Source organism: Micromonospora sp. H61, assembly GCF_018070325.1.
In the GTDB taxonomy this organism is placed as follows: Bacteria; Actinomycetota; Actinomycetes; order Mycobacteriales; family Micromonosporaceae; genus Micromonospora; species Micromonospora salmantinae.
The window spans coordinates 39,739-58,739 of record NZ_JAGPXY010000034.1; the positions used below are offsets into that span (position 1 = coordinate 39,739).

At 72.1% G+C, this 19,001-nt stretch carries 20 protein-coding genes; 15 read left to right on the forward strand and 5 right to left on the reverse strand.

Annotated features, from left to right (window positions below; genetic code table 11):
• The first annotated feature begins 120 nt into the window (after nt 1-120).
• The 4 genes from rbfA to KBX08_RS18560 all read left to right on the forward strand — a co-directional run bounded on the left by rbfA (nt 121) and on the right by KBX08_RS18560 (nt 2,386).
• Nucleotides 121-621 carry a 30S ribosome-binding factor RbfA gene (gene rbfA / locus KBX08_RS18545; RefSeq protein ID WP_210784726.1) on the forward strand — a complete coding sequence of 167 codons (501 nt, stop codon included), beginning with the start codon at nt 121-123 and terminating at the stop codon, nt 619-621.
• Complete coding sequence (locus tag KBX08_RS18550; protein ID WP_210784727.1) at nt 618-1,667, forward strand: bifunctional oligoribonuclease/PAP phosphatase NrnA; 1,050 nt, start codon at nt 618-620, stop codon at nt 1,665-1,667. The genes rbfA and KBX08_RS18550 overlap by 4 nt, the downstream gene beginning before the upstream one ends.
• Nucleotides 1,668-1,769: 102 nt before the next feature.
• Nucleotides 1,770-2,177 (forward strand): hypothetical protein, encoded by a 408-nt coding sequence (locus KBX08_RS18555; protein WP_210784728.1) that lies wholly within the window; start codon nt 1,770-1,772, stop codon nt 2,175-2,177.
• Nucleotides 2,177-2,386, forward strand: coding sequence for a DUF6186 family protein (locus KBX08_RS18560; RefSeq protein ID WP_210784746.1), 210 nt, complete (start codon nt 2,177-2,179; stop codon nt 2,384-2,386). Before KBX08_RS18555 ends, KBX08_RS18560 begins: the two co-directional genes overlap by 1 nt.
• A gap of 445 nt (nt 2,387-2,831) precedes the next feature.
• On the opposite strand, the gene KBX08_RS18565 is transcribed toward KBX08_RS18560, so the two are convergent.
• Nucleotides 2,832-3,671, reverse strand: coding sequence for a hypothetical protein (locus KBX08_RS18565; RefSeq protein WP_210784729.1), 840 nt, complete (start codon nt 3,669-3,671; stop codon nt 2,832-2,834).
• 204 nt (nt 3,672-3,875) lie between these two features.
• Here KBX08_RS18565 and KBX08_RS18570 point away from each other — a divergent pair, with 204 nt between their 5' ends.
• Complete coding sequence (locus KBX08_RS18570) at nt 3,876-5,198, forward strand: MATE family efflux transporter (protein ID WP_210784730.1); 1,323 nt, start codon at nt 3,876-3,878, stop codon at nt 5,196-5,198.
• Nucleotides 5,199-5,219: 21 nt separating this feature from the next.
• Here KBX08_RS18570 and KBX08_RS18575 read toward each other — a convergent pair whose 3' ends face one another.
• Nucleotides 5,220-6,218 carry a hypothetical protein gene (locus KBX08_RS18575; protein WP_210784731.1) on the reverse strand — a complete coding sequence of 333 codons (999 nt, stop codon included), beginning with the start codon at nt 6,216-6,218 and terminating at the stop codon, nt 5,220-5,222.
• Between the two features lie 10 nt (nt 6,219-6,228).
• On the reverse strand, nt 6,229-6,531 hold the full coding sequence (locus KBX08_RS18580; protein ID WP_210784732.1) for a hypothetical protein: 303 nt from the start codon (nt 6,529-6,531) through the stop codon (nt 6,229-6,231).
• Nucleotides 6,532-6,733: 202 nt separating this feature from the next.
• Between KBX08_RS18580 and truB the strand changes: the two genes are divergently transcribed.
• The 7 genes from truB (at nt 6,734) to KBX08_RS18615 (ending at nt 14,623) form a co-directional block, all read left to right on the forward strand.
• The gene (gene truB / locus KBX08_RS18585; RefSeq protein WP_374101951.1) at nt 6,734-7,618 is read left to right on the forward strand and encodes a tRNA pseudouridine(55) synthase TruB; all 885 of its coding nucleotides are present in this window, start codon (nt 6,734-6,736) and stop codon (nt 7,616-7,618) included.
• Between the two features lie 76 nt (nt 7,619-7,694).
• Nucleotides 7,695-8,624 carry a bifunctional riboflavin kinase/FAD synthetase gene (locus tag KBX08_RS18590; RefSeq protein WP_210784734.1) on the forward strand — a complete coding sequence of 310 codons (930 nt, stop codon included), beginning with the start codon at nt 7,695-7,697 and terminating at the stop codon, nt 8,622-8,624.
• Nucleotides 8,625-8,823: 199 nt separating this feature from the next.
• The gene (gene rpsO / locus KBX08_RS18595; protein ID WP_030337594.1) at nt 8,824-9,093 is read left to right on the forward strand and encodes a 30S ribosomal protein S15; all 270 of its coding nucleotides are present in this window, start codon (nt 8,824-8,826) and stop codon (nt 9,091-9,093) included.
• A gap of 227 nt (nt 9,094-9,320) precedes the next feature.
• A complete protein-coding gene (locus KBX08_RS18600; protein ID WP_210784735.1) occupies nt 9,321-11,711 on the forward strand; it encodes a polyribonucleotide nucleotidyltransferase in 2,391 nt (796 codons plus the stop codon).
• 47 nt (nt 11,712-11,758) lie between these two features.
• Entirely contained in the window at nt 11,759-13,156 is a 1,398-nt protein-coding gene (locus KBX08_RS18605; protein ID WP_210784736.1) for a pitrilysin family protein, read from the forward strand.
• Nucleotides 13,157-13,263: 107 nt separating this feature from the next.
• The gene (gene dapB / locus KBX08_RS18610; RefSeq protein ID WP_210784737.1) at nt 13,264-14,031 is read left to right on the forward strand and encodes a 4-hydroxy-tetrahydrodipicolinate reductase; all 768 of its coding nucleotides are present in this window, start codon (nt 13,264-13,266) and stop codon (nt 14,029-14,031) included.
• Nucleotides 14,032-14,152: 121 nt separating this feature from the next.
• Complete coding sequence (locus tag KBX08_RS18615) at nt 14,153-14,623, forward strand: GNAT family N-acetyltransferase (protein WP_210784738.1); 471 nt, start codon at nt 14,153-14,155, stop codon at nt 14,621-14,623.
• Between the two features lie 118 nt (nt 14,624-14,741).
• Here KBX08_RS18615 and KBX08_RS18620 read toward each other — a convergent pair whose 3' ends face one another.
• Complete coding sequence (locus KBX08_RS18620; protein WP_210784739.1) at nt 14,742-15,323, reverse strand: GNAT family N-acetyltransferase; 582 nt, start codon at nt 15,321-15,323, stop codon at nt 14,742-14,744.
• Nucleotides 15,324-15,358: 35 nt separating this feature from the next.
• Here KBX08_RS18620 and KBX08_RS18625 point away from each other — a divergent pair, with 35 nt between their 5' ends.
• Nucleotides 15,359-16,633: a glycosyltransferase 87 family protein gene (locus tag KBX08_RS18625; protein WP_210784740.1), complete on the forward strand. Its 1,275-nt coding sequence runs from the start codon at nt 15,359-15,361 to the stop codon at nt 16,631-16,633.
• On the opposite strand, the gene KBX08_RS18630 is transcribed toward KBX08_RS18625, so the two are convergent.
• Complete coding sequence (locus tag KBX08_RS18630; RefSeq protein ID WP_210784741.1) at nt 16,532-17,083, reverse strand: GNAT family N-acetyltransferase; 552 nt, start codon at nt 17,081-17,083, stop codon at nt 16,532-16,534. The genes KBX08_RS18625 and KBX08_RS18630 overlap by 102 nt on opposite strands.
• A 79-nt stretch (nt 17,084-17,162) precedes the next feature.
• Between KBX08_RS18630 and KBX08_RS18635 the strand changes: the two genes are divergently transcribed.
• Complete coding sequence (locus KBX08_RS18635; RefSeq protein ID WP_210784742.1) at nt 17,163-18,392, forward strand: winged helix-turn-helix domain-containing protein; 1,230 nt, start codon at nt 17,163-17,165, stop codon at nt 18,390-18,392.
• A gap of 4 nt (nt 18,393-18,396) precedes the next feature.
• A partial coding sequence (locus tag KBX08_RS18640; RefSeq protein ID WP_374101952.1) for a DUF2752 domain-containing protein occupies nt 18,397-19,001 on the forward strand: 605 nt, incomplete at its 3' end.

Below are 19,001 nucleotides of genomic sequence, written 5' to 3' on the forward strand. Positions count from 1 at the left end.
TGCCGGCTGTGCCGGGCGACCGGAGCGGCCCCGAAGGTAATGTTCGAGATGTTGGCCGGTCGGCCGGCGGCCTCCGGGCCGCCGGGTCGACCGGAAGCAGGACGCCGTGGAGGTGGCGAGATGTCTGATCCGGCCAAGGTACGCCGGCACGCGGAACGGGTGCGTGAGCTGGTCGCGTCGGTGGTGCGGAGCCAGATCAAGGACCCGCGGCTCGGGATGATCACCATCACCGATGCCCGGATTACCGCTGACCTGCGTGACGCGACGGTCTTCTACACAGTGCTCGGTGACTCGGTGGCCCAGGCGGACACCGCGGCGGCGCTGGAGAGCGCCAAGGGGCTGCTGCGCAGCACTGTCGGCAAGGCCCTCGGGCTGCGCCACTCGCCGACCCTCACGTTCGTCCTCGACGACGTGCAGGACCAGGTCAAGCACATCGACGACCTGCTCGCCGCCGCCCGCAACGCCGATGCCGAGGTGCAGCGGCTCGCCGCCCAGGCGAAGTACGCGGGCGAGGCCCAGCCGTACCGGGTGGACGACGAGACCGATGAGACGGACGAGACCGAGGAGGCCGACGAGGCCACCGACGTCAAGGAGACCCCGCGGGGTGGGGAAACGCGGTGACCAACACCGCCAGCGCCCCGTTCGCCGGGGCAGCCGGGCTCGGCCCCGCCGATGCGGACTGGGCCGCGGCCGAGGCGTTGGTGCGGGCTCTCCCGCCGACCGCCCGGGTGCTGCTGATCTGTCACATCAATCCGGACGGCGACGCGCTGGGCAGCATGCTCGGCTTCGGTCTGGGCCTGCGGCAGTTCGGCGTACGCGACGTGCAGGCGACCTTTCCCGGGCCGCCGGAGCTGCCGGAGCCGTTGCGGGGGCTGCCCGGGCTGGACCTGCTGGTCCCGGCGGACGCCGCCGACCCGGCACCCGATCTGGTGATCTGCTTCGACGCGGCGAGCGAGTCGCGTCTCGGCGAGTTGGCCGGGCGGTTGTCGTCGGCGGGTGCGGCGCTGGTGCTCGACCATCACGCCTCCAACCCCGGTTTCGGCACCGTCAACCTGGTCGACCCGGGTGCGGCGGCCACGTCGGTGGTGGCTGAGCAACTGCTGGCCCGGCTCGGGGTGGTGGTGGATCCGGCCATCGCCGAGTGCCTCTACGTGGCGCTGACCACGGACACCGGCTCGTTCCGGTTCGAGGCGACCACTCCGGCGGTGCATCAGATGGCCGCCCGATTGTTGGCGACCGGCATCTCGCCGGGTGACATCTCCCGGCGGGTCTTCGACACCCGGCCCTTCGGCGCGGTCCGCCTCTTCGGTGAGGTGCTCGGCCGGGCTCGACTGGAGCCGGCCGCCGCCGGTGGTCGGGGCCTGGTCTGGACCTTCGCCACCCTTGACGACCTGGCCCGGCACGACCAGCGGCCGTACGTGCTGGAGGCGCTGATCGACTCCGTGCGCTGCACCGCCGAGGCGGATGTGAGCTGTGTGGTGAAGCAGACCAGGCCCGCCGAGTGGGCGGTGTCGATGCGCAGCAAGGGCGCCGTGGACGTCAGTCGGGTCGCGGTGGCGCTCGGCGGTGGTGGGCACACGTTCGCGGCCGGGTTCACCGGTCGGGGCACGGTCGAGCAGGTGGTCGAGTCGATTCGCGGTCAGCTGGACGCGGCGCTGATCGGCTGACGCCGGCTTCGGCCGCCATCGATCCGTCGGTCTGGAAGATCAGGGTCAGCTCCGGGGAGTGTTGGTCTTCCCGCGTTCCGTGATACCGGGAAGAATTGCGGGATGGAGCAGCCGCACGACCTCACCGTGGAGGCCCCCCGCGCCTGGGACCGGCCCGCCGTCTCCGTTCCCGTCCTCGTCTGCCTGTCGCTCGTCGGTGGCCGGTTCGCGTCCTTCTCCACCGAGGCGAATCTGTTCACCCTCGGGACGGGTGGGGTGCTGATCTGGCTCGGTCTGAGCAACCGGGTGCCCCGCCGGCCGGCGCCGCGCCGGCTGGGCGCGGGGGCGGCCTGGTGGGCGGTGCCGGTGGTGGTCTTCGGGGTCTTCGAGGGCGTGACCTTCGTGCTGGCTGCCGGCGATGACTTCCCCACCTTCTCCCGGTTGGCCGATCCTCTCCTGGAGGATCAACTGACCCGGTCGGCAGCCTGGTTCGCCTGGTTGGCCGCCTTCTGGGGGCTGGTGCGGCGATGATGCGCGCGCTCGCGATCGGCGGCTTCGTCGCCGCCCTGGTCCTCTTCGCGGTGGTCGAGTGGATGGCCCGGCGGGAGGGGTCGCGGATCCCCACCCTCGGCGAGGTCTGCGCCTATGTGATGCGTTACGAGGTCGGTTCGGTGCCGGTGGGCCGGATCGGTCTGTTCGGGTTCTGGTGGTGGCTGGGCTGGCACTTCCTGGCTCGCTGAACCGGGCTGCCGACCGTCCAAATGGCGGGAACCGTAAGCAGTATGTGGACCTGAACGATAACTTGGGAGAGGGCCGGTGCCGCCTGGCGGTGCAGGTCATGGGCGGTGGTGCCACACCCCGTGCCGCCTCCCTCCAGGGTCGGATCGACCCGGGCTCACGCTGCCCAGTCGGCTGCTCCGGTAACCCCGGACCGCCGTGGGGCGCTCAGCAGGACCGCCCGTGAGGGCCGCCGCGTGTCGGCGGCTCACGCCCTGGGAAGAGGAGCGCCACCATGCCGAACAAGCCCAAGCCCGAGACCACCACCGACGACGCCCGCGAGCAGGCCCGCCGCGCGCTGCAGACGTCGATGGACACCCGTCAGTGACTCGTCTCCACCGGTGGTGACGCCGCCGGCACGCCGCGCCGACGACGTCACCGTCCGGCCACCAGTGCGGGGCGAGTCGTTCAGGACAGGAACGTGTCCAGGGCCGCCTCGATGGTGCCGGAGTCCGGCGTCGCGTACGCCCTCATGGTGGTCTTGTCGTACGAGATGAAACTCGGGCACCTGTTCGTCGGGGCGGTCACGGTGCCGCCGTCGCCGATCTTCTCGGCGGTCCTGGCCGCGTAGAAGGTCAGGGTGTAGCGCGACGAGACGTAGTCGACGGTGACCTGCTTCTCCGCCTTGTCCTTGTACTGACACTTCTTCGGGGCGCCCTGGCTGCCCTGGTCGAACTTCAGGCAGCCGACCACCGACACCTTCTGGTAGTCCGCGCCCTTGGCGTAGTAGGACTTGTCCGAGGGGACGTACGTCGACGACCAGGACGTCGGCCGGTCGGGGTTGTTCGAGAACGTGTAGGCCTTGGCGCCGGCCGGGCCGCTGTAGGGCGCCGCGTTCAGGATCGGGCTGCCCTCGCAGACGTTCGCCAGGTCGCTGGAGTAACGGGCGGTCATCGAGTTGTTGTTCGGTGGATCCGCCTGCCCCGGCGTGGGGACCGTCCCCGTGCCCGGCTTGCTGCCGGTGCCCGACGTGGGGGTGGAGGACGTGTCCCGGGCGGGCTCGTCGTCATCGTAGGCGAGCAGGATGCCGATCCCCGCGCCGCAGATGGCGAGTATGACGACCACCGCGCCGGCGACCAGCCCGATGATCAGGCCCTTGTTCGACTTGTCCGGCGCCGGCGCCAGTGGTGTGCCGTAGTACGGCTGGGGTGGTGGCTGTCCGTACGGCGGGTAGCCGCCCGGCTGCGGAGCCGGCGGGCCGCTCCAGGGGGTGACGTTCGGGTCGGGCGGAGGGTAACTGTCGCTCACTGTGATAAGGCCTATCGCTGTCGTGGTGCCCCCCGCGTGGGAGCCTCGGACAGGGTAGTGAGCGCCGCAAACCGGGATGCCGGCGACATGGAGCGCAGCAGGGCCTCGATCCTCGGTGACGTCCGGGGAGCCGGTCGAGTGGTTGGCCCGTAAGTCGCCACCGACCTTGTGCTCCTTACCGCAGCCGTGCCAGGATCGGCGGCGATGAACCACGCCACCACCGCTCACCGCCCCGCCTCGCCTCGGCGGATCGCCGCGCTCGCCCTGCCGGCCCTCGTGGTGCTCGCCGCCGAGCCGCTGTACGTGCTGGTCGATACCGCAGTGGTCGGTCACCTCGGCCGGGTGCCGCTCGCCGCGCTCGCCGTCGGCGGCACGGTCATGACGCTCACCGCCTGGGTCGGCACCGTGGTCGCCTACGGCACCACCGGCCGCGCCGCCCGCCGCTTCGGCGCGGGTGATCGGGCCGCTGCGGTCGCCGAGGGCGTCCAGTCGTCCTGGTTGGCGTTCGGTGTCGGTCTGCTGATCGCTATCGGCATGCAGGTCGGCGGCGGCGCGCTCGCGCGTACCCTCGCCGGTGGTGGTGGCGAGGTCGCCGACGCCGCCGCCCAGTGGTTGCGGATCGCGGCCCTCGGCGCCCCCGGTCTGCTGCTCGCCGCCGCCGGCAACGGCTGGCTGCGCGGCGTGCAGGACACTCGCCGCCCCCTGTACTTCGTGCTCGGCCCCAACCTGCTCTCCGCGCTGCTCTGCCCGCTGCTGGTCTATCCCGGCGGGCTGGGTCTGGTCGGCTCGGCCGTGGCGAACGTCGTCGCGCAGACGCTCTGCGGGGTGCTCTTCGCCGTCGCCCTGGTCGGTGAGCGGGTGTCGCTGCGACCCCAACCTCGCGTGATCCGCCAACAACTGGTGCTCAGCCGGGACCTGCTGATCCGTGGGCTGGCGTTCCAGGCCAGCTTCCTGTCCGCGACCGCCGTCGCCGCCCGCTTCGGCGCCGCCGCCGTGGGTGCCCACCAGATCGCCCTGCAACTCTGGTTCTTCACCGCGCTGGTGCTCGACGCCCTCGCCATCGCCGCGCAGTCCCTGGTCGGGGCCGCGCTCGGCGCCGGCGACGATGCGGGTGCGCGGGCGCTCGCCCGCCGGGTCGGGCTGCTCGGCGGCGTCTGCGGCGTGGGCTTCGCGCTGCTCGTCGCCGCCGGCGCGGGCGTGGTGCCGTCGTGGTTCAGCTCCGATGCGGGGGTACGCGAGCAGGCCATGGTGGCCTGGCCGTGGTTCGTCGTCATGCTGCCGCTGGCCGGGGTGGTGTTCGCCCTCGACGGCGTGCTGATCGGCGCCGGCGACGTGCGTTACCTGCGCAACCTCACCATCGTGGCGGCTCTCGGCGGCTTCCTGCCGGCCATCTGGCTGGCGTACGCGCTCGACCTCGGGCTGGGCGGCACCTGGGCCGGGCTCACAGTGTTCGTGGTGATCCGGCTGGTCGCCCTGCTGCTGCGACTGCGCAACGGCAGGTGGGCGGTGACCGGCGCGGTCCGCTGACCGGTCGCCGGGGCCCGCCGGTCAGCAGCGCACGGTGGTCGGCGCGGGCGTGCCAAGGTCGAAGATGGTGCCCGGGTCACCAGCGGGTATCCGCTTCCCGTGCAGGGCAGCCAACCAGTACTGCTCGCGGACCCAGCCGTCCCGCAGTTGAGCGCAGTCCGCGTTCCAGGTGATGGCCTCCGCTGAACCGAGCCACAGACCTTTGGAGGACGCCTGCACGTCGTCCGGGTGCGGCACCTGCCAGACCACCCGGTCGCGGAGTGCCACCACAGCGGCTCCGGCGGGGGCCCGCGGGTCCACGTTGAACGGGTACGCCCACACGAACTCCGTGGAAACCTCCAACAGTCGGATTCCCTTCTCCTCGGTGGTGGCCCGGTAACTGATCCGGCCGGCGGCTCGCGCGCCGGGCTGCCACTGCGACGGCGACGCCATCCGGGTCGCGTATCGAAGGAAGCTGTTGCTGGTGAAGTCCGGCCGGAGCCGCTCGCGGGCGTCCGGGGCGAGCAGCGCCAGGAACGGCTCGGGATCACCCATCAACATCGAGGTGTCGAGCCGGCTCTTGATCAACGCCTTGCGTACCGACTCCAGTGCGGTCCGCACCTGGGTCGCTGTGAACGGCCCGGTGGCCTTGGCCGCCGGCATCCGCACGCCCTCCTCACCCGGCGCGAAGGAGGCCGCTGGCGACCCGGCAAACAGGTCGCGTGGCTCGCCGACCCTGCTCACCGGCGGGGTGCGACTCGCCGTGGGGCTCGCCGAGGCGGATGCGGAGACACCATCGGCAACTCGACCGACCAACACCAGCCCGCCGACGACCATCAGCACGGTCAGCACCAGGCCGAAGCCGAGCAGTAGCGCCCCGTTGTGCCGGGCCGAGAAGAAGCGGACCCGGTCCCACCCGGTGGGCTGGTGCTCGGTCTGCGGTGCCCGCAGCCAGTCCGGTAGCTGCACCGGGTTGACCTGCGCCACCGCGGCGGGCGGCGGTGGTGGGTCGACCGGGTCCGTCGGTGTGGTGCTCTCCATGGTTCCTCCGTCAGTATTCGCCGCTGGTGGCCAGCGCGAGCAGGTAGTAGGTGCCGGTCACCAGGGCGGTCCCGAGGACGACTGCCACGACGAACGACAGCACGGCGACGAGGTGCGGATGCGACTCGCTCCATCTGCTCCGGCCGCGCCAGTGCCACACCGCCCGGCGGGCGGCCCGGAGCGCCGGCCGGCCCTCGATCAGGTCGTCGACGTAGCGCGCCGGGGTCCGCCGCTTCGGCGTCGGCTGCCGCATCCACTGCGGTAGGTCGACGCGAGCGCGGTGCTCGTGGCCGGGAGGTCGGTCGGAGGTCATCGGCGGTCCTGGTCCCTTGGCGACGGCATCGGGCGGATGATCTTCGCATCCATGACGGTCGGTCGGCTGCCCCACTCGACCTTCCGTCGAAATGGACGCCCCCTCCCGACAGGCCGGCTCAGACCCCGTGAGTGGAGGCTGCGGTCACGACGGGCCTGCCCACGCACTGCGGGGTGGGTGGCATCTGGCAGGCTTGGCCGACGTGAGCACCGATGGTCTGATCGTGGTCGACAAGCCCGGCGGCATGACGTCGCACGACGTGGTGGCGCGCATCCGCCGACTGGCGAAGACCCGACGGGTCGGGCACGGCGGCACCCTCGACCCGATGGCGACCGGCGTGCTGGTGATCGGTGTCGGCCGGGCCACCCGGCTGCTGACCTACGTGATCGGCGCGGGCAAGAGCTACACCGGCACCATCCGGCTCGGCCAGACCACAGTCACCGACGACGCCGAGGGCGACGTGACCGCCACCGTGCCGGCCGGGCAGGTCACCGACGACGCGATCCGGTCGGCGCTGGTCGGGCTGAGCGGCGAGGTCGACCAGGTGCCGAGCGCGGTCAGCGCCATCAAGATCGACGGGCAGCGGGCGTACAAGCGGGTCCGCGACGGGGAGAGCGTCGAGCTGCCGGCGCGGCGGGTCACCATCTCCCGGTTGGAGGTGCTGGCGATCCGTCGCACCGAGCCGGACGTGGTGGACGTGGACGTGGACGTGACCTGCTCCTCCGGCACGTACATCCGGGCCATCGCCCGGGACGCCGGCCTGGCGCTCGGCGTCGGCGGGCACCTCACGGCGCTGCGGCGCACCGCTGTGGGTGGCTTCACCCTCGCCGAGGCGGCGACGCTCGACGAGTTGGAGCAGCGCGCCCCGGACGTGGTGAACCTGCCACTGGACGCGGCGGCCGACCGATTCTTCGCCCGTCGGGAGGCCACGCCGGACGAGGCCCGGGTGCTCGCCCACGGTGGGCCACTGGACCCGACCGGCCTCACCGGGCCGTACGCCGTCTTCGGGCCGGCCGGCGGCCTGATCGCTATCGTCAGCGAACGGGACGGACGGGCCCGCGCGGAGATCGTGCTCGCACCGGCCTGACAGCGCAGCGCAGGTCCGCCGGCCCGCAGCCGGCGGTGTCGACCCGCCGGCCGCCGGGACAGCCGAGACGAACGGCATGCAGCGGTGGCGGGGCTACGACGCGGCGCCCGGCGGGTGGGGACGCTCGGTGGTCACCATCGGCGTCTTCGACGGCGTGCACAAGGGGCACCAGGCGACGATCGGGCACACCGTGGCCCGGGCCCGCGAGTTGGGAGTGCGGTCGGTGGTGGTCACCTTCGACCCGCACCCGGCCGAGGTGGTCCGCCCCGGTTCGCACCCGGCGGTGCTCACCGAGCCGGCCCGTAAGGCCGAGCTGATCGAGGCGCTCGGCGTGGACGTGCTCTGCGTGGTGCCGTTCACCCCGGAGTTCTCCCGGGTACCGGCCGAGCAGTTCGTGCACGACGTCCTGGTCGAGCACCTGCACGCCGCGTTGGTGGTGGTCGGCAGCAACTTCCGCTTCGGGCACCGGGCCGCCGGCGACGTGGCGTTGCTGGAACGGCTCGGTCAGACGTTCGGCTTCGGCGTGGAGGGCGGCCCGCTGGTCGCCGAGGCCGGCACCGTCTTCTCCTCCACCTACATCCGATCCTGCGTGGACGCGGGTGACGTGGGCGCGGCAGCCGCGGCGCTGGGCCGCCCACACCGGGTGGAGGGCGTCGTGGTCCGCGGCGACCAGCGGGGCCGGGAGCTGGGCTTCCCCACCGCCAACCTGCTCTGCCACCGGTACGCGGCGGTGCCCGCCGACGGCGTGTACGCGGCCCGGCTGATCCGCCGCGGTCAGCACGAACCGCTGCTGGCGGCGGTGTCGGTCGGCACCAACCCGACCTTCTCCGGCCGGGAGCGGCGGGTCGAGGCGTACGCGCTGGACTTCTCCGGTGACCTGTACGGCGAGCGGCTGGCCCTGGACTTCGTGGCGCACCTGCGTGGTCAGATCCGGTACGACTCGATCGAGCCGCTGATCGCCCAGATGAATCAGGACGTCGAGCGCACCCGGCGCGTACTGGCCTGATCGTGGCGGGGTGACGGGCCGCCACCGAGGCCCTTCGCCGGGTGTTACCGGCGAGTGCTGGTAGTCTTGCCGGGACGTCGGGTGACCGGCGTGGGGCCTCGCGTGCCTGCTCGACGCCGCGGGTGCGAGGTACCGGTCCGTTCCCGGTCCATCGGGACGACGGACACCCACTTGATCAACCCATCGAAACAGGGAGAACATGGCGCTCGATCAGGAAGCCAAGGCCAGCATCCGCGCGGAGTACGCGACCGCCGAGGGCGACACCGGTTCGCCGGAGGTCCAGGTCGCGGTCCTCACCAAGCGGATCGCCGAGCTGACCGAGCACCTGAAGGTGCACAAGCACGACCACCACAGCCGCCGTGGGCTGCTGCTGCTGGTCGGCCGGCGCCGTCGGTTGCTCAACTACGTCCAGAAGAAGGACATTGCCCGCTACCGGTCGCTCATCGAGCGGCTCGGTCTGCGCCGGTGACGTGACGGGGGAGTGGCCGGACGGCCGCTCCCCCGTACCGCGTCCCACCTGAGGAAACACGGGCCGCGCGACCACCCGAGAGGGAGCCGGTCAGCGTACCGGTCTCCGGTAGTGGCCCCCGGGAACCCCGGCATCATGCCGGCCACCCGGGCGCTTCGATCGAAGACCGGCCGGCTGAGCAGCTCCCCGATGTCGTGGGCCCACGACGCGAAGGAGCACGACAGCACATGACCGAGACCAAACTCGGCACCGAATCCCGCACCGCCGTGATCGACAACGGGTCCTTCGGCACCCGCGAGATCACCTTCTCCACCGGTCGGCTGGCTCGCCAGGCCGCCGGTTCCGTCATCGCCCAGCTGGGCGAGACGGTTGTTCTCTCCGCCACGACCGCCGGTAAGCACCCGAAGGAGCAGTTCGACTTCTTCCCGCTGACCGTCGACGTCGAGGAGCGGATGTACGCCGCGGGCCGCATCCCCGGCTCGTTCTTCCGCCGTGAGGGTCGGCCCAGCGAGGACGCGATCCTCACCTGCCGGCTGATCGACCGGCCGCTGCGCCCGTCCTTCGTCAAGGGCCTGCGCAACGAGGTCCAGGTCGTCGAGACCATCCTCGCGCTCGACCCGCAGCACCCGTACGACGTCGTGGCGATCAACGCCGCCTCGATGTCGACCAAGCTCTCCGGCCTGCCGTTCTCCGGCCCGATCGGGGCGACCCGCGTCGCCCACATCGACGGCCAGTGGGTCGCCTTCCCGACCCTGGAGGAGCTGGCTCGCGCCACCTTCGACATGGTCGTGGCCGGCCGCACGCTCGAGGACGGCGACGTCGCGATCATGATGGTCGAGGCCGAGGCCACCCCGAACGCCGTCGCCCTCATCTCGGCCGGTGCCACCGCCCCGACCGAGGAGGTCGTCGCCAGCGGCCTGGAGGCCGCCAAGCCGGCGATCCGTGAGCTGTGCCGCGCGCAGAGCGAGCTGGCCGAGGTCGCCGCGAAGCCGGTCACCGAGTTCCCGGTCTTCCTGGACTACCAGGACGACGTGTACGACGCCGTCTCCGAGCTGGCCCGCGCCGACGTGGCCGAGGCGATCACCATCGCCGGCAAGGCCGACCGCGAGGAGGCCCTGGACCGGGTCAAGGCCCGGGTCGCCGAAGAGCTGGGCGCTCGGTTCGAGGGTCGGGAGAAGGAGCTCAGCGCTGCCTTCCGGTCGCTGACCAAGTCCGAGGTGCGCAACCGCGTGCTGCGCGAGCAGGTCCGCATGGACGGGCGTGGCCCGCGCGACATCCGTTCGCTGACCGCCGAGGTCGGCGTGCTGCCCCGGGTGCACGGTTCGGCGCTGTTCGAGCGGGGCGAGACCCAGATCCTGGGCGTCACCACGCTGAACATGCTCCGCATGGAGCAGATGGTGGACACGCTGTCCCCCGAGAACCGCAAGCGCTACATGCACAACTACAACTTCCCGCCGTACTCGACCGGTGAGACCGGCCGGGTCGGCTCGCCGAAGCGTCGCGAGATCGGCCACGGCGCCCTCGCCGAGCGCGCGCTGATCCCGGTGCTGCCGTCGCGCGAGGAGTTCCCGTACGCCATCCGGCAGGTGTCGGAGGCGCTCGGCTCCAACGGCTCCACCTCGATGGGTTCGGTCTGCGCGTCGACGCTGGGCCTGCTCTCCGCGGGTGTCCCGCTGAAGGCGCCGGTCGCCGGCATCGCGATGGGGCTCATCTCCGACGAGGTGGACGGCAAGACCCAGTACGTGACGCTGACCGACATCCTCGGTGCCGAGGACGCGTTCGGTGACATGGACTTCAAGGTCGCCGGCACGCCGGAGTTCGTCACCGCGCTCCAGCTCGACACCAAGCTCAACGGCATCCCGTCGGACGTGCTGGCCGCCGCGTTGCAGCAGGCGAACGAGGCCCGGCAGATCATCCTCGGGGTCATGAAGGCGGCGATCGAGGCTCCGGCCGAGATGTCCGACTACGCGCCGCGAGTTACCACCGTCAAGATCCCGGTGGACAAGATCGGCATGGTGATCGGCCCGAAGGGGCAGACCATCAACGCGATCCAGGACGAGACCGGCGCCGAGATCTCCATCGAGGACGACGGCACGATCTACGTCGGCGCCACCAACGGCCCGTCGGCCCAGGCGGCTGTCGACCGGATCAACGGCATCGCCAACCCGACGCTGCCGAAGCAGGGCGAGCGGTTCCTCGGCACGGTGGTCAAGACCGCCGCGTTCGGCGCGTTCGTCTCGCTCCTGCCGGGCCGTGACGGCCTGCTGCACATCTCCAAGGTGGGCGACGGCAAGCGGGTCGAGCGCGTCGAGGACTTCCTCAACGTCGGTGACCGGGTCGAGGTCGAGATCGCGGACATCGACGCCCGCGGCAAGATCTACCTCGACAAGGTCCGCCCGGAGGGCACCGAGGCTCCGGCCGCCGGTGAGGCCGCCGCTGGCGACCGGCCGGCTGGTCGGGACCGGGGCGACCGGGCTCCGCGTGACCGCGGCGACCGTGAGCGTGGCGGCGACCGTGGCGGTCGTGGCCCGGAGCGCGGCGGCGAGGGCGGCAACGGCGGCGGCGGCGAGGGTGGCGAGGGCGGCGAGCGTCCGCGCCGTCGGACCCGGCACAGCTGACCGTCGTACAACGCATCACCCACCCCTCGTCGAACCGGGAGCAAGTCGTGAGTCGGGCCATCAGCGCGCCGTTTCCACCGGATCGACGGGGGGTGGCCCCGTCTCGGGACACCGGGGCGGGCCGCTCCGGCGGCACCGCCCGCGCGGTGACCCGGACGCTCAGCGACGACCCGCTGGGCGGCACGGTACGTCGTACCGTGCTGCCCAGCGGTCTGCGCGTCCTCACCGAGGCGATTCCGGCGATGCGCAGCGTCTCGTTCGGCATCTGGGTGGCGGTCGGCTCGCGTGACGAGACCGGCCCGCAGGCCGGTGCCGCGCACTTCCTCGAGCACCTGCTCTTCAAGGGCACCCACAAGCGCACCGCACTGGAGATCTCCTCGCAGATCGAGGCGGTGGGTGGCGAGACGAACGCCTTCACCACGAAGGAATACACCTGCTACTACGCCCGCGTGCTGGACGAGGACCTGCCGCTGGCGATCGACGTGATGTGCGACCTGGTCGCCGACTCGCTGTTGGAGCCGGCCGACGTCGAGACCGAGCGTGGCGTGATCCTGGAGGAGATCGCCATGCACGACGACGAGCCGGGTGACGAGGTGCACGACCTCTTCGTCCAGGCCGTCTACGGCGATCACCCGCTGGGCCGGCTGATCTCCGGCACCGCGGAGACCGTCACCCCGATGACCCGGCGGCAGATCCAGACCTTCTACCGGGGTCGCTACACCGCGCCGCAGATCGTCATCGCCGCCGCCGGCAACCTCGACCATGCCGCGGTGGTCAAGCTGGTCCGTCAGGCCGTGCGCGGCACCCCGCTGGACAGCGACCCGGCCAGCCCGGCGCCGCACCGCGCGGCGACCCCGGCGGTACGCACCAAGCCGGTGACCACTGTGGTGGAGCCGAAGGAGACCGAGCAGGCACACGTCATCCTCGGTTGCCCCGGGATCGACCGGCTCGACGACCGGCGGTTCGCCCTCGGGGTGCTCAACAACGTGCTCGGCGGCGGCATGTCCAGCCGCCTGTTCCAGGAGATCCGCGAGCAGCGTGGCCTCGCGTACTCGGTCTACTCCTACGCCAGCCAGTACGCCGACACCGGCCTGTTCGCCGTCTACGCCGGGTGCGCGCCGGGCAAGGTCGACGAGGTGCTGGCCCTGACCCGCGCCGAGCTGGCCCGGGTGGCCGCCGACGGGTTGACCGAGGCCGAGGTGGCCCGGGGCAAGGGGATGAGCAAGGGCTCGTTCGTGCTCGGCCTGGAGGACACCGGTTCCCGGATGAGCCGGCTGGCCAAGGGTGAGCTGCTCTACGGCGACCTGATGCCGGTCGACGAGCTGCTCCGCCGGGTCGACGAGGTCACCGTGGAGGACGTGAACGTCCTCGCCGCCGAGCTGCTCAGCCGGCCGATGTCGCTGGCCGTGGTGGGCCCGTTCGGCGCCGGCGACTTCGCGGTCTGAGGTCTGCCGCTCGGCCCGGTCGAGGTGCCCCGGTCTGGCGTCCCGGCCGGTGGAGCACAGCCGATCCGGCCGGAAGGGCCCGTCCCGATTGGGATAGGTTGTGCCCCGTGACTGACGAGCAGGGAAAGACCCCGGCCCAGCAGCTGCGGGTCGGCGTGTTTGGTGCGCGCGGCCGGATGGGCGTCGAGGTCTGCAAGGCGGTCGACGCCGCCGACGATCTCACCCTGACCGCGGCGATCGACCAGGGCGACAGCCGCTCCGCCGTCTCCACCGCCGAGGTGGTCGTCGACTTCACCACCCCGGACGTCGTCATGGACAACCTCCAGTGGTGCATCGAGCAGGGCATCAGCGCTGTGGTCGGCACTACCGGCTTCACCGAGCAGCGGCTGGCGCAGGTGCGCGGCTGGCTGGCCGACAAGCCCGAGGTGGGCGTGGTCATCGCCCCGAACTTCGGTATCGGCGCGGTGCTGATGATGCAGTTCGCCGCGCGGGCCGCCCGACACTTCGAGTCCGTCGAGATCATCGAGCAGCACCACCCGCGCAAGCTGGACGCCCCGAGCGGCACCGCCACCCACACCGCCCGGCAGATCGCCAGGGCCCGCGCCGAGGCCGGTCTCGGCCCGGTCCCGGACGCCACGAAGGACGAGGTGCCGGGTGCGCGCGGCGCCGAGATCGACGGGGTACGCGTGCACGCGGTGCGCGCCACCGGCCTGGTGGCCCACCAGGAGGTGCTGTTCGGCGGCACCGGCGAGACGCTGACCATCCGGCACGACTCGTACGACCGGGTGTCGTTCATGCCGGGTGTGCTGCTGGCCGTCCGCGCGGTGCGCAACCGCCCCGGCCTCACCGTCGGCCTGGACGCCCTGCTCGACTGACCGGCCCCTCTTCCGCGTCCGCCCGCCGACCAGCCCACAACACCGCCCAGCGCAGTATTCCGTTCCGCGCTGACGGAAAGTGCCCAAGATCTACGGGCGCGGGCCGGGTAGCATCCGCCGGATGATCGATGCGGGACACCTGGACCGGGCCGGGCGGCGAGTCACGCTGCGGCCGGTCGACGACGACAACTGGCGGGCGGTGGCCGACGTCGCCCCGCGTGACGGCCAGCGCCGGTTCGTGGCCGCGCTGGGCGCGCGCTATCTGCTGCTCAGCATGCGCTCCGAGGTCTGGAACTCGCTGGCCGTGTACGCCGACGAGACCGTCGTCGGCCACGTCATGTGGGGCGTGGACGACGACGGCTCGCACTGGATCGGCGGAATGCTGATCGACGCTGCCGAGCAGGCCCAGGGCGTTGGCCGGGCCACCGTGCAGACGCTGGCCCCCTGGCTGGCGGCCCGGGCCGGCAACCCCCCGGTCCGCCTGTCGTACCACCCCGACAACACCAGAGCCGCAGCCCTCTACACCTCCCTGGGCTTCCACCCCACCGGTGCCATGGACGACGACGAACTGATCGCCGAACGAACCCCCTGAACCCCGCGATCTTGCACTTTCTGTCGCGACACAAGGCGCATCACCCGCATCTCAACGACCGAAACTGCAAGATCGCCGGGCTGTTGGGTCTGACCCGCGTCGGGGCCGCCACAGCGGTTCACTCGGCCGGTACCTTCTCGGTCGGCACGCCCACGTGCAGGCGCACCTGAGGCACCAGCATGTCGTCGACGTCCAGCGCCCGGGCCGCGCCGTCGGGCTCCCACCCGGTGCTGGTCAGGAACTTGCGGGTCGCCTCGTCACCGTCGAACGCCCAGGCCACCGCCCGACTCATCCCGTCCTCCCGCCACAGGTCGACGGTGGCCGCGAGCAGTCGACTGCCGTGCCCGCGCCGGCCCCACCGCGGCTCCACCAGCAGGTCGGTCACCGCCGCCACGTCCGGGCCGAGCGCGTCGGCCGGCTCACCCGGGGCCAACGCCTCGGCGTCGGCCGGGCCGGAGGCGGCGAACCCCACCAGATACGATTGCTCGGCCTGTTCGACGGCGACCAGCACCCGGTGCGCGCCCGAGGGCGGCTCCAGCACCGCGGCGCTCCACCGCCGGGCGAGGAACGCCTCGTCCAGGTTGTCGAGCACATGCCGAGGCAGGATCCGGCGGTACGCGACCCGCCAGGTCGCGAGTTGGATGCGTGCGATCTCGCCGGCGTCCTCGGGACGCGCCGGGCGGACGTACCCGAGAGCCATGGGACGGAAGCCTACGCAGGGCGAGGGAGACGACGGTGGCGCAGGGTGCCAACAGGACGACCGCGCAGGTCGTCGGGGTGGTGGTGCTCGCCGCGGCGGTCACCGGGTTCCTCGCCGTCGCCGCCGTCCGGCACGGGTTCTTCGACCTGAAGGTCTACTACGGCGCGTTGACCTGGTGGGTGCACGACGGCGGGGAGATCTACGACTACCTCAAGCCGGGCACCCAGTACGGCTTCACCTATCCGCCGTTCGCCGCGCTGGTCATGCTGCCGATGGCGTACCTGCCGTGGACGGCCGCGATCGTGGTGAGCGTGCTCGCCAGCGTGGCCACCACCACCGTGCTGATCTGGTGGCTGGTCGACCCGATCGCCCGCCGCGCCGGCTGGACCCGGTGGTTCGCCCTCGCCGTGGCGCTCTGCCTGGCCGCCGCGTTCGAACCGATGCGGGAGACGGTCAACTTCGGCCAGGTCAACACGCTGCTGCTCTTCCTGGTGGCGGTGGACCTGCTGCGGCTGCTGCCGGCCGGCAACCGGTGGACGGGGGTGGGCATCGGCCTCGCCACGGCGATCAAACTGACCCCTGGCGTGTTCATCGTCTACCTGCTGGTGACCGGGCGGTGGCGGGCGGCGCTCACCGCCAGCGGCACCGCCGCCGGGGTGTCGCTGCTGGCCGCCGCGCTCTTCCCGGACGCCTCGCGGGAGTTCTGGACCGAGGCGCTGTGGAACACCGGACGGGTGGGCGAGTTGGCCTTCGTCTCCAACCAGTCGCTGCGCGGGGTGGTCGCCCGGCTCGACCCGGAGCACCCGAGCACCCTACTGTGGCTGGTGCTGGTGCTCGGCACCCTGGCGCTCTGGGCCTGGCGGTCCCGGGCCGCCGTCGCGGCCGGCGACGAGGCGACCGGCCTGGCGCTGACCGGCGCGGTGATGTGCCTCGTCAGCCCGGTCACCTGGGTGCACCACCTGGTCTGGCTGCTGCCCGCGTTGATCCTGCTGGTCGACAACGCGATGGCCGCGCCGGCCGGCCGCCGACGGCAGGTCCTGCTGCTCGCCGCGACCATCGGGTACGCGTTGCTGATCAGCCGGACCGTCTGGCTCTGGGAGAAGGACTTCACCGGCGTCGACGGCTTCCTGGGCAGCAACGCCTACGTGTGGGTCAGTCTGGCGCTGCTGGCCTTCCTGCCGATCCGCCGGTGGCTGACCCCGAACGGGTCAGCGGTCGAGACGTCCGGCGTACCGCAGCTCGACCAGCCCGACCGGCGGGCCCCCACCGGCCAGCGGCACCTGGTAGGTCGACCGCTCACCGTCCGCTGACAGGCCGGCGCGCTCGCAGAACCGCCGGGCCCGCCGGTTGTCCGCCAGCACCCACGCCCGGTAGCCGGCCCAGCCCCGCTCGGTGAGCCCGTTGCGGGCGGCGTCCAGCAACGCCGCAGCGGTCCCGTCACCCCAGTGGGCCGGCTCCACGTAGAGCGCCACCACCTCGCCGACCGTCGGGTCCAGGTCGTCCCGGTCCTGGTTGCGGCGGTACGGCCCGAAGGTGGTGAAGCCCACGACCAACCCGTCCACCTCGGCGAGCAGGGTGATGAACGGGTGCTCCGGATCGGCGGTGCCGACGTCGCGACGACGCTGCGCCCAGGCCACCACGTTGAGCCGCCCCAGCACCTCGTCGGGCATGAAGCCGGCGTAGCCCGCCTGCCAGCCGTGCACGTGTACCCGGGCGACCGCCTCGGCGTCGTCCGGCTCCTCCCGACGGATGGTCAGCATTGCACCGTTCTATGCCCCGTTGGTCGTCGCGTCCAGCTTCCCGCACCGGCGTCGTACCGATGAATTAAGGTCGCCGACGATGATCGCACCGGAATCGCTCTCGCTCGCCCAGGCCCGCCGCGTGGCGCTCGCCGCCCAGGGCTTCGCCGACCCGGCGCCCACTGGCGTGCCCACCCGCCGGCACCTGCGTCGCGTGCTGGGTCGGGTCGGGCTGATCCAGATGGACTCGGTCAGCGTGCTGCAACGGGCGCACTACCTGCCGCTCTACAGCCGGCTCGGGCCCTACCCGACCACGTTGCTCGACCAGGCCGCCTACCGGCGACCCCGTGAGCTGTTCGAATACTGGGGCCATGAGGCGTCGCTGGTCCCGGTGGAGCTGCACCCGATGCTGCGCTGGCGGATGGCCAGGGCGCACAGCGAATCCTGGGGCGGCATGCGGCGGATCGCCCAGGAGCAGCCGGAGCTGGTCGCCTGGGTCCGGGACGAGGTGGCCGTCCGGGGGCCGCTGACCGCCGCCGAGATCGAGCACGACGCGCCCCGGGAGACCGGCAACTGGGGTTGGAACTGGTCGGCTGTCAAGCGAGCGTTGGAGTTCCTGTTCTGGGCCGGGGAGGTGGCCGCCGCCGAGCGCAGCACCTCCTTCGCCCGCCGCTACGACCTGCCCGAGCGGGTGCTGCCCGCGAGGGTGCTGGCCGCGCCCACCCCGACCGACGCCGAGGCGTACCGGACGCTGGTGGCCCTCGCCGCGCGGTCCCTAGGGGTCGCCGCCGAGCCGGAGCTGCGCGACTACTTCCGGTTACCGCTGGCCGGCGCCCGACAGGCCGTCGCGGAGCTGGCCGAGGCCGGTGAGCTGGTGCCGGTCACCGTGGCGGGCTGGCGACAGCCGGCCTGGCTGCACACGTCCGCCCGGCTGCCCCGCTGGGTTCGGGGCAACACACTGGTCAGCCCCTTCGACCCGCTGATCTGGGAACGGGCCCGCACCGAGCGGCTGTTCGACTTCAGCTACCGGATCGAGATCTACGTCCCGGCGCCACAGCGGGTCTACGGCTATTACGTGTTGCCGTTCCTGCAGGGCGACCGGTTCACCGCCCGGGTCGACCTGAAGGCCGATCGGAAGGCCGGGGTGCTGCTGGTGCCGGCCGCCTGGCTCGAACCCGGCGCCGACCCGGGGGAGACCGCGGTCGCGCTCGCCGCCGAGCTGTACCGCCTCGCCGGCTGGCTCGGCCTGGACGCGGTGGCCCCGCCGGCAGCCGGCGATCTGGCCGGTCCGCTCACCGCCGCGTTGGCCGGCGTGTCCGGTGTACCGTGAGCGCGTGACGAGCGCTCCCGGACCGGTCGACCAGCCGCACCCAGCCCCCGGCGCCGTGTGGACCGCGCCGGCCGACGGTGACACGGCTCCCGGTGGCCTCAATTACGGTGGCGCGGGTCCGGAGGGGTGGCCGTCGACACCGCCGGGTGGCTACCCGGCGCCTGAGCCGGACCGGCTCACCCGGTTCGTGCTGCGGCTCTACGAGCGTTCCCCGCGCTGGGCGGTGCCGCTGGCCGCGGTCGGCTGCGTCGCCGTCGGCATGAGCTACGCGCTGCTCAGCAACCCGACCTACGCCGACCCGGACGCCGCGCCCACCTGTCTGCTCAAGTTGACCACCGGGCTGGACTGCCCGGGCTGTGGTGGCACCCGAGCGCTCTGGTACGTGCTGCACGGCGACCTGCCGGCCGCCGCCCGGCACCACTTCCTGTTCGTCTTCGCGTTGCCGTTCCTCGCGTACCTCTTCGTGGCCTGGGCGGGGAACCAGGCGTTCGGGTGGCGACTGCCCGAGCTGCGGATCAGCTCGAAGGTCATCGGCGGTTTCCTGGCCGCGTGGCTGGCCTTCTCGGTGCTTCGCAACCTGCCCTGGGCGCCGTTCACCTCGCTCTACGT

Bases quoted from the DNA above. Each gene is read 5' to 3' on its own strand.
- rbfA (WP_210784726.1), top strand. From the start codon at position 121: ATGTCTGATCCGGCCAAGGTACGCCGGCACGCGGAACGGGTGCGTGAG.
- KBX08_RS18555 (WP_210784728.1), top strand. From the start codon at position 1,770: ATGGAGCAGCCGCACGACCTCACCGTGGAGGCCCCCCGCGCCTGGGAC.
- KBX08_RS18560 (WP_210784746.1), top strand. From the start codon at position 2,177: ATGCGCGCGCTCGCGATCGGCGGCTTCGTCGCCGCCCTGGTCCTCTTC.
- KBX08_RS18570 (WP_210784730.1), top strand. From the start codon at position 3,876: ATGAACCACGCCACCACCGCTCACCGCCCCGCCTCGCCTCGGCGGATC.
- KBX08_RS18575 (WP_210784731.1), bottom strand. From the start codon at position 6,218: ATGGAGAGCACCACACCGACGGACCCGGTCGACCCACCACCGCCGCCC.
- KBX08_RS18580 (WP_210784732.1), bottom strand. From the start codon at position 6,531: ATGACCTCCGACCGACCTCCCGGCCACGAGCACCGCGCTCGCGTCGAC.
- KBX08_RS18590 (WP_210784734.1), top strand. From the start codon at position 7,695: ATGCAGCGGTGGCGGGGCTACGACGCGGCGCCCGGCGGGTGGGGACGC.
- rpsO (WP_030337594.1), top strand. From the start codon at position 8,824: ATGGCGCTCGATCAGGAAGCCAAGGCCAGCATCCGCGCGGAGTACGCG.
- KBX08_RS18600 (WP_210784735.1), top strand. From the start codon at position 9,321: ATGACCGAGACCAAACTCGGCACCGAATCCCGCACCGCCGTGATCGAC.
- KBX08_RS18615 (WP_210784738.1), top strand. From the start codon at position 14,153: ATGATCGATGCGGGACACCTGGACCGGGCCGGGCGGCGAGTCACGCTG.
- KBX08_RS18620 (WP_210784739.1), bottom strand. From the start codon at position 15,323: ATGGCTCTCGGGTACGTCCGCCCGGCGCGTCCCGAGGACGCCGGCGAG.
- KBX08_RS18630 (WP_210784741.1), bottom strand. From the start codon at position 17,083: ATGCTGACCATCCGTCGGGAGGAGCCGGACGACGCCGAGGCGGTCGCC.
- KBX08_RS18635 (WP_210784742.1), top strand. From the start codon at position 17,163: ATGATCGCACCGGAATCGCTCTCGCTCGCCCAGGCCCGCCGCGTGGCG.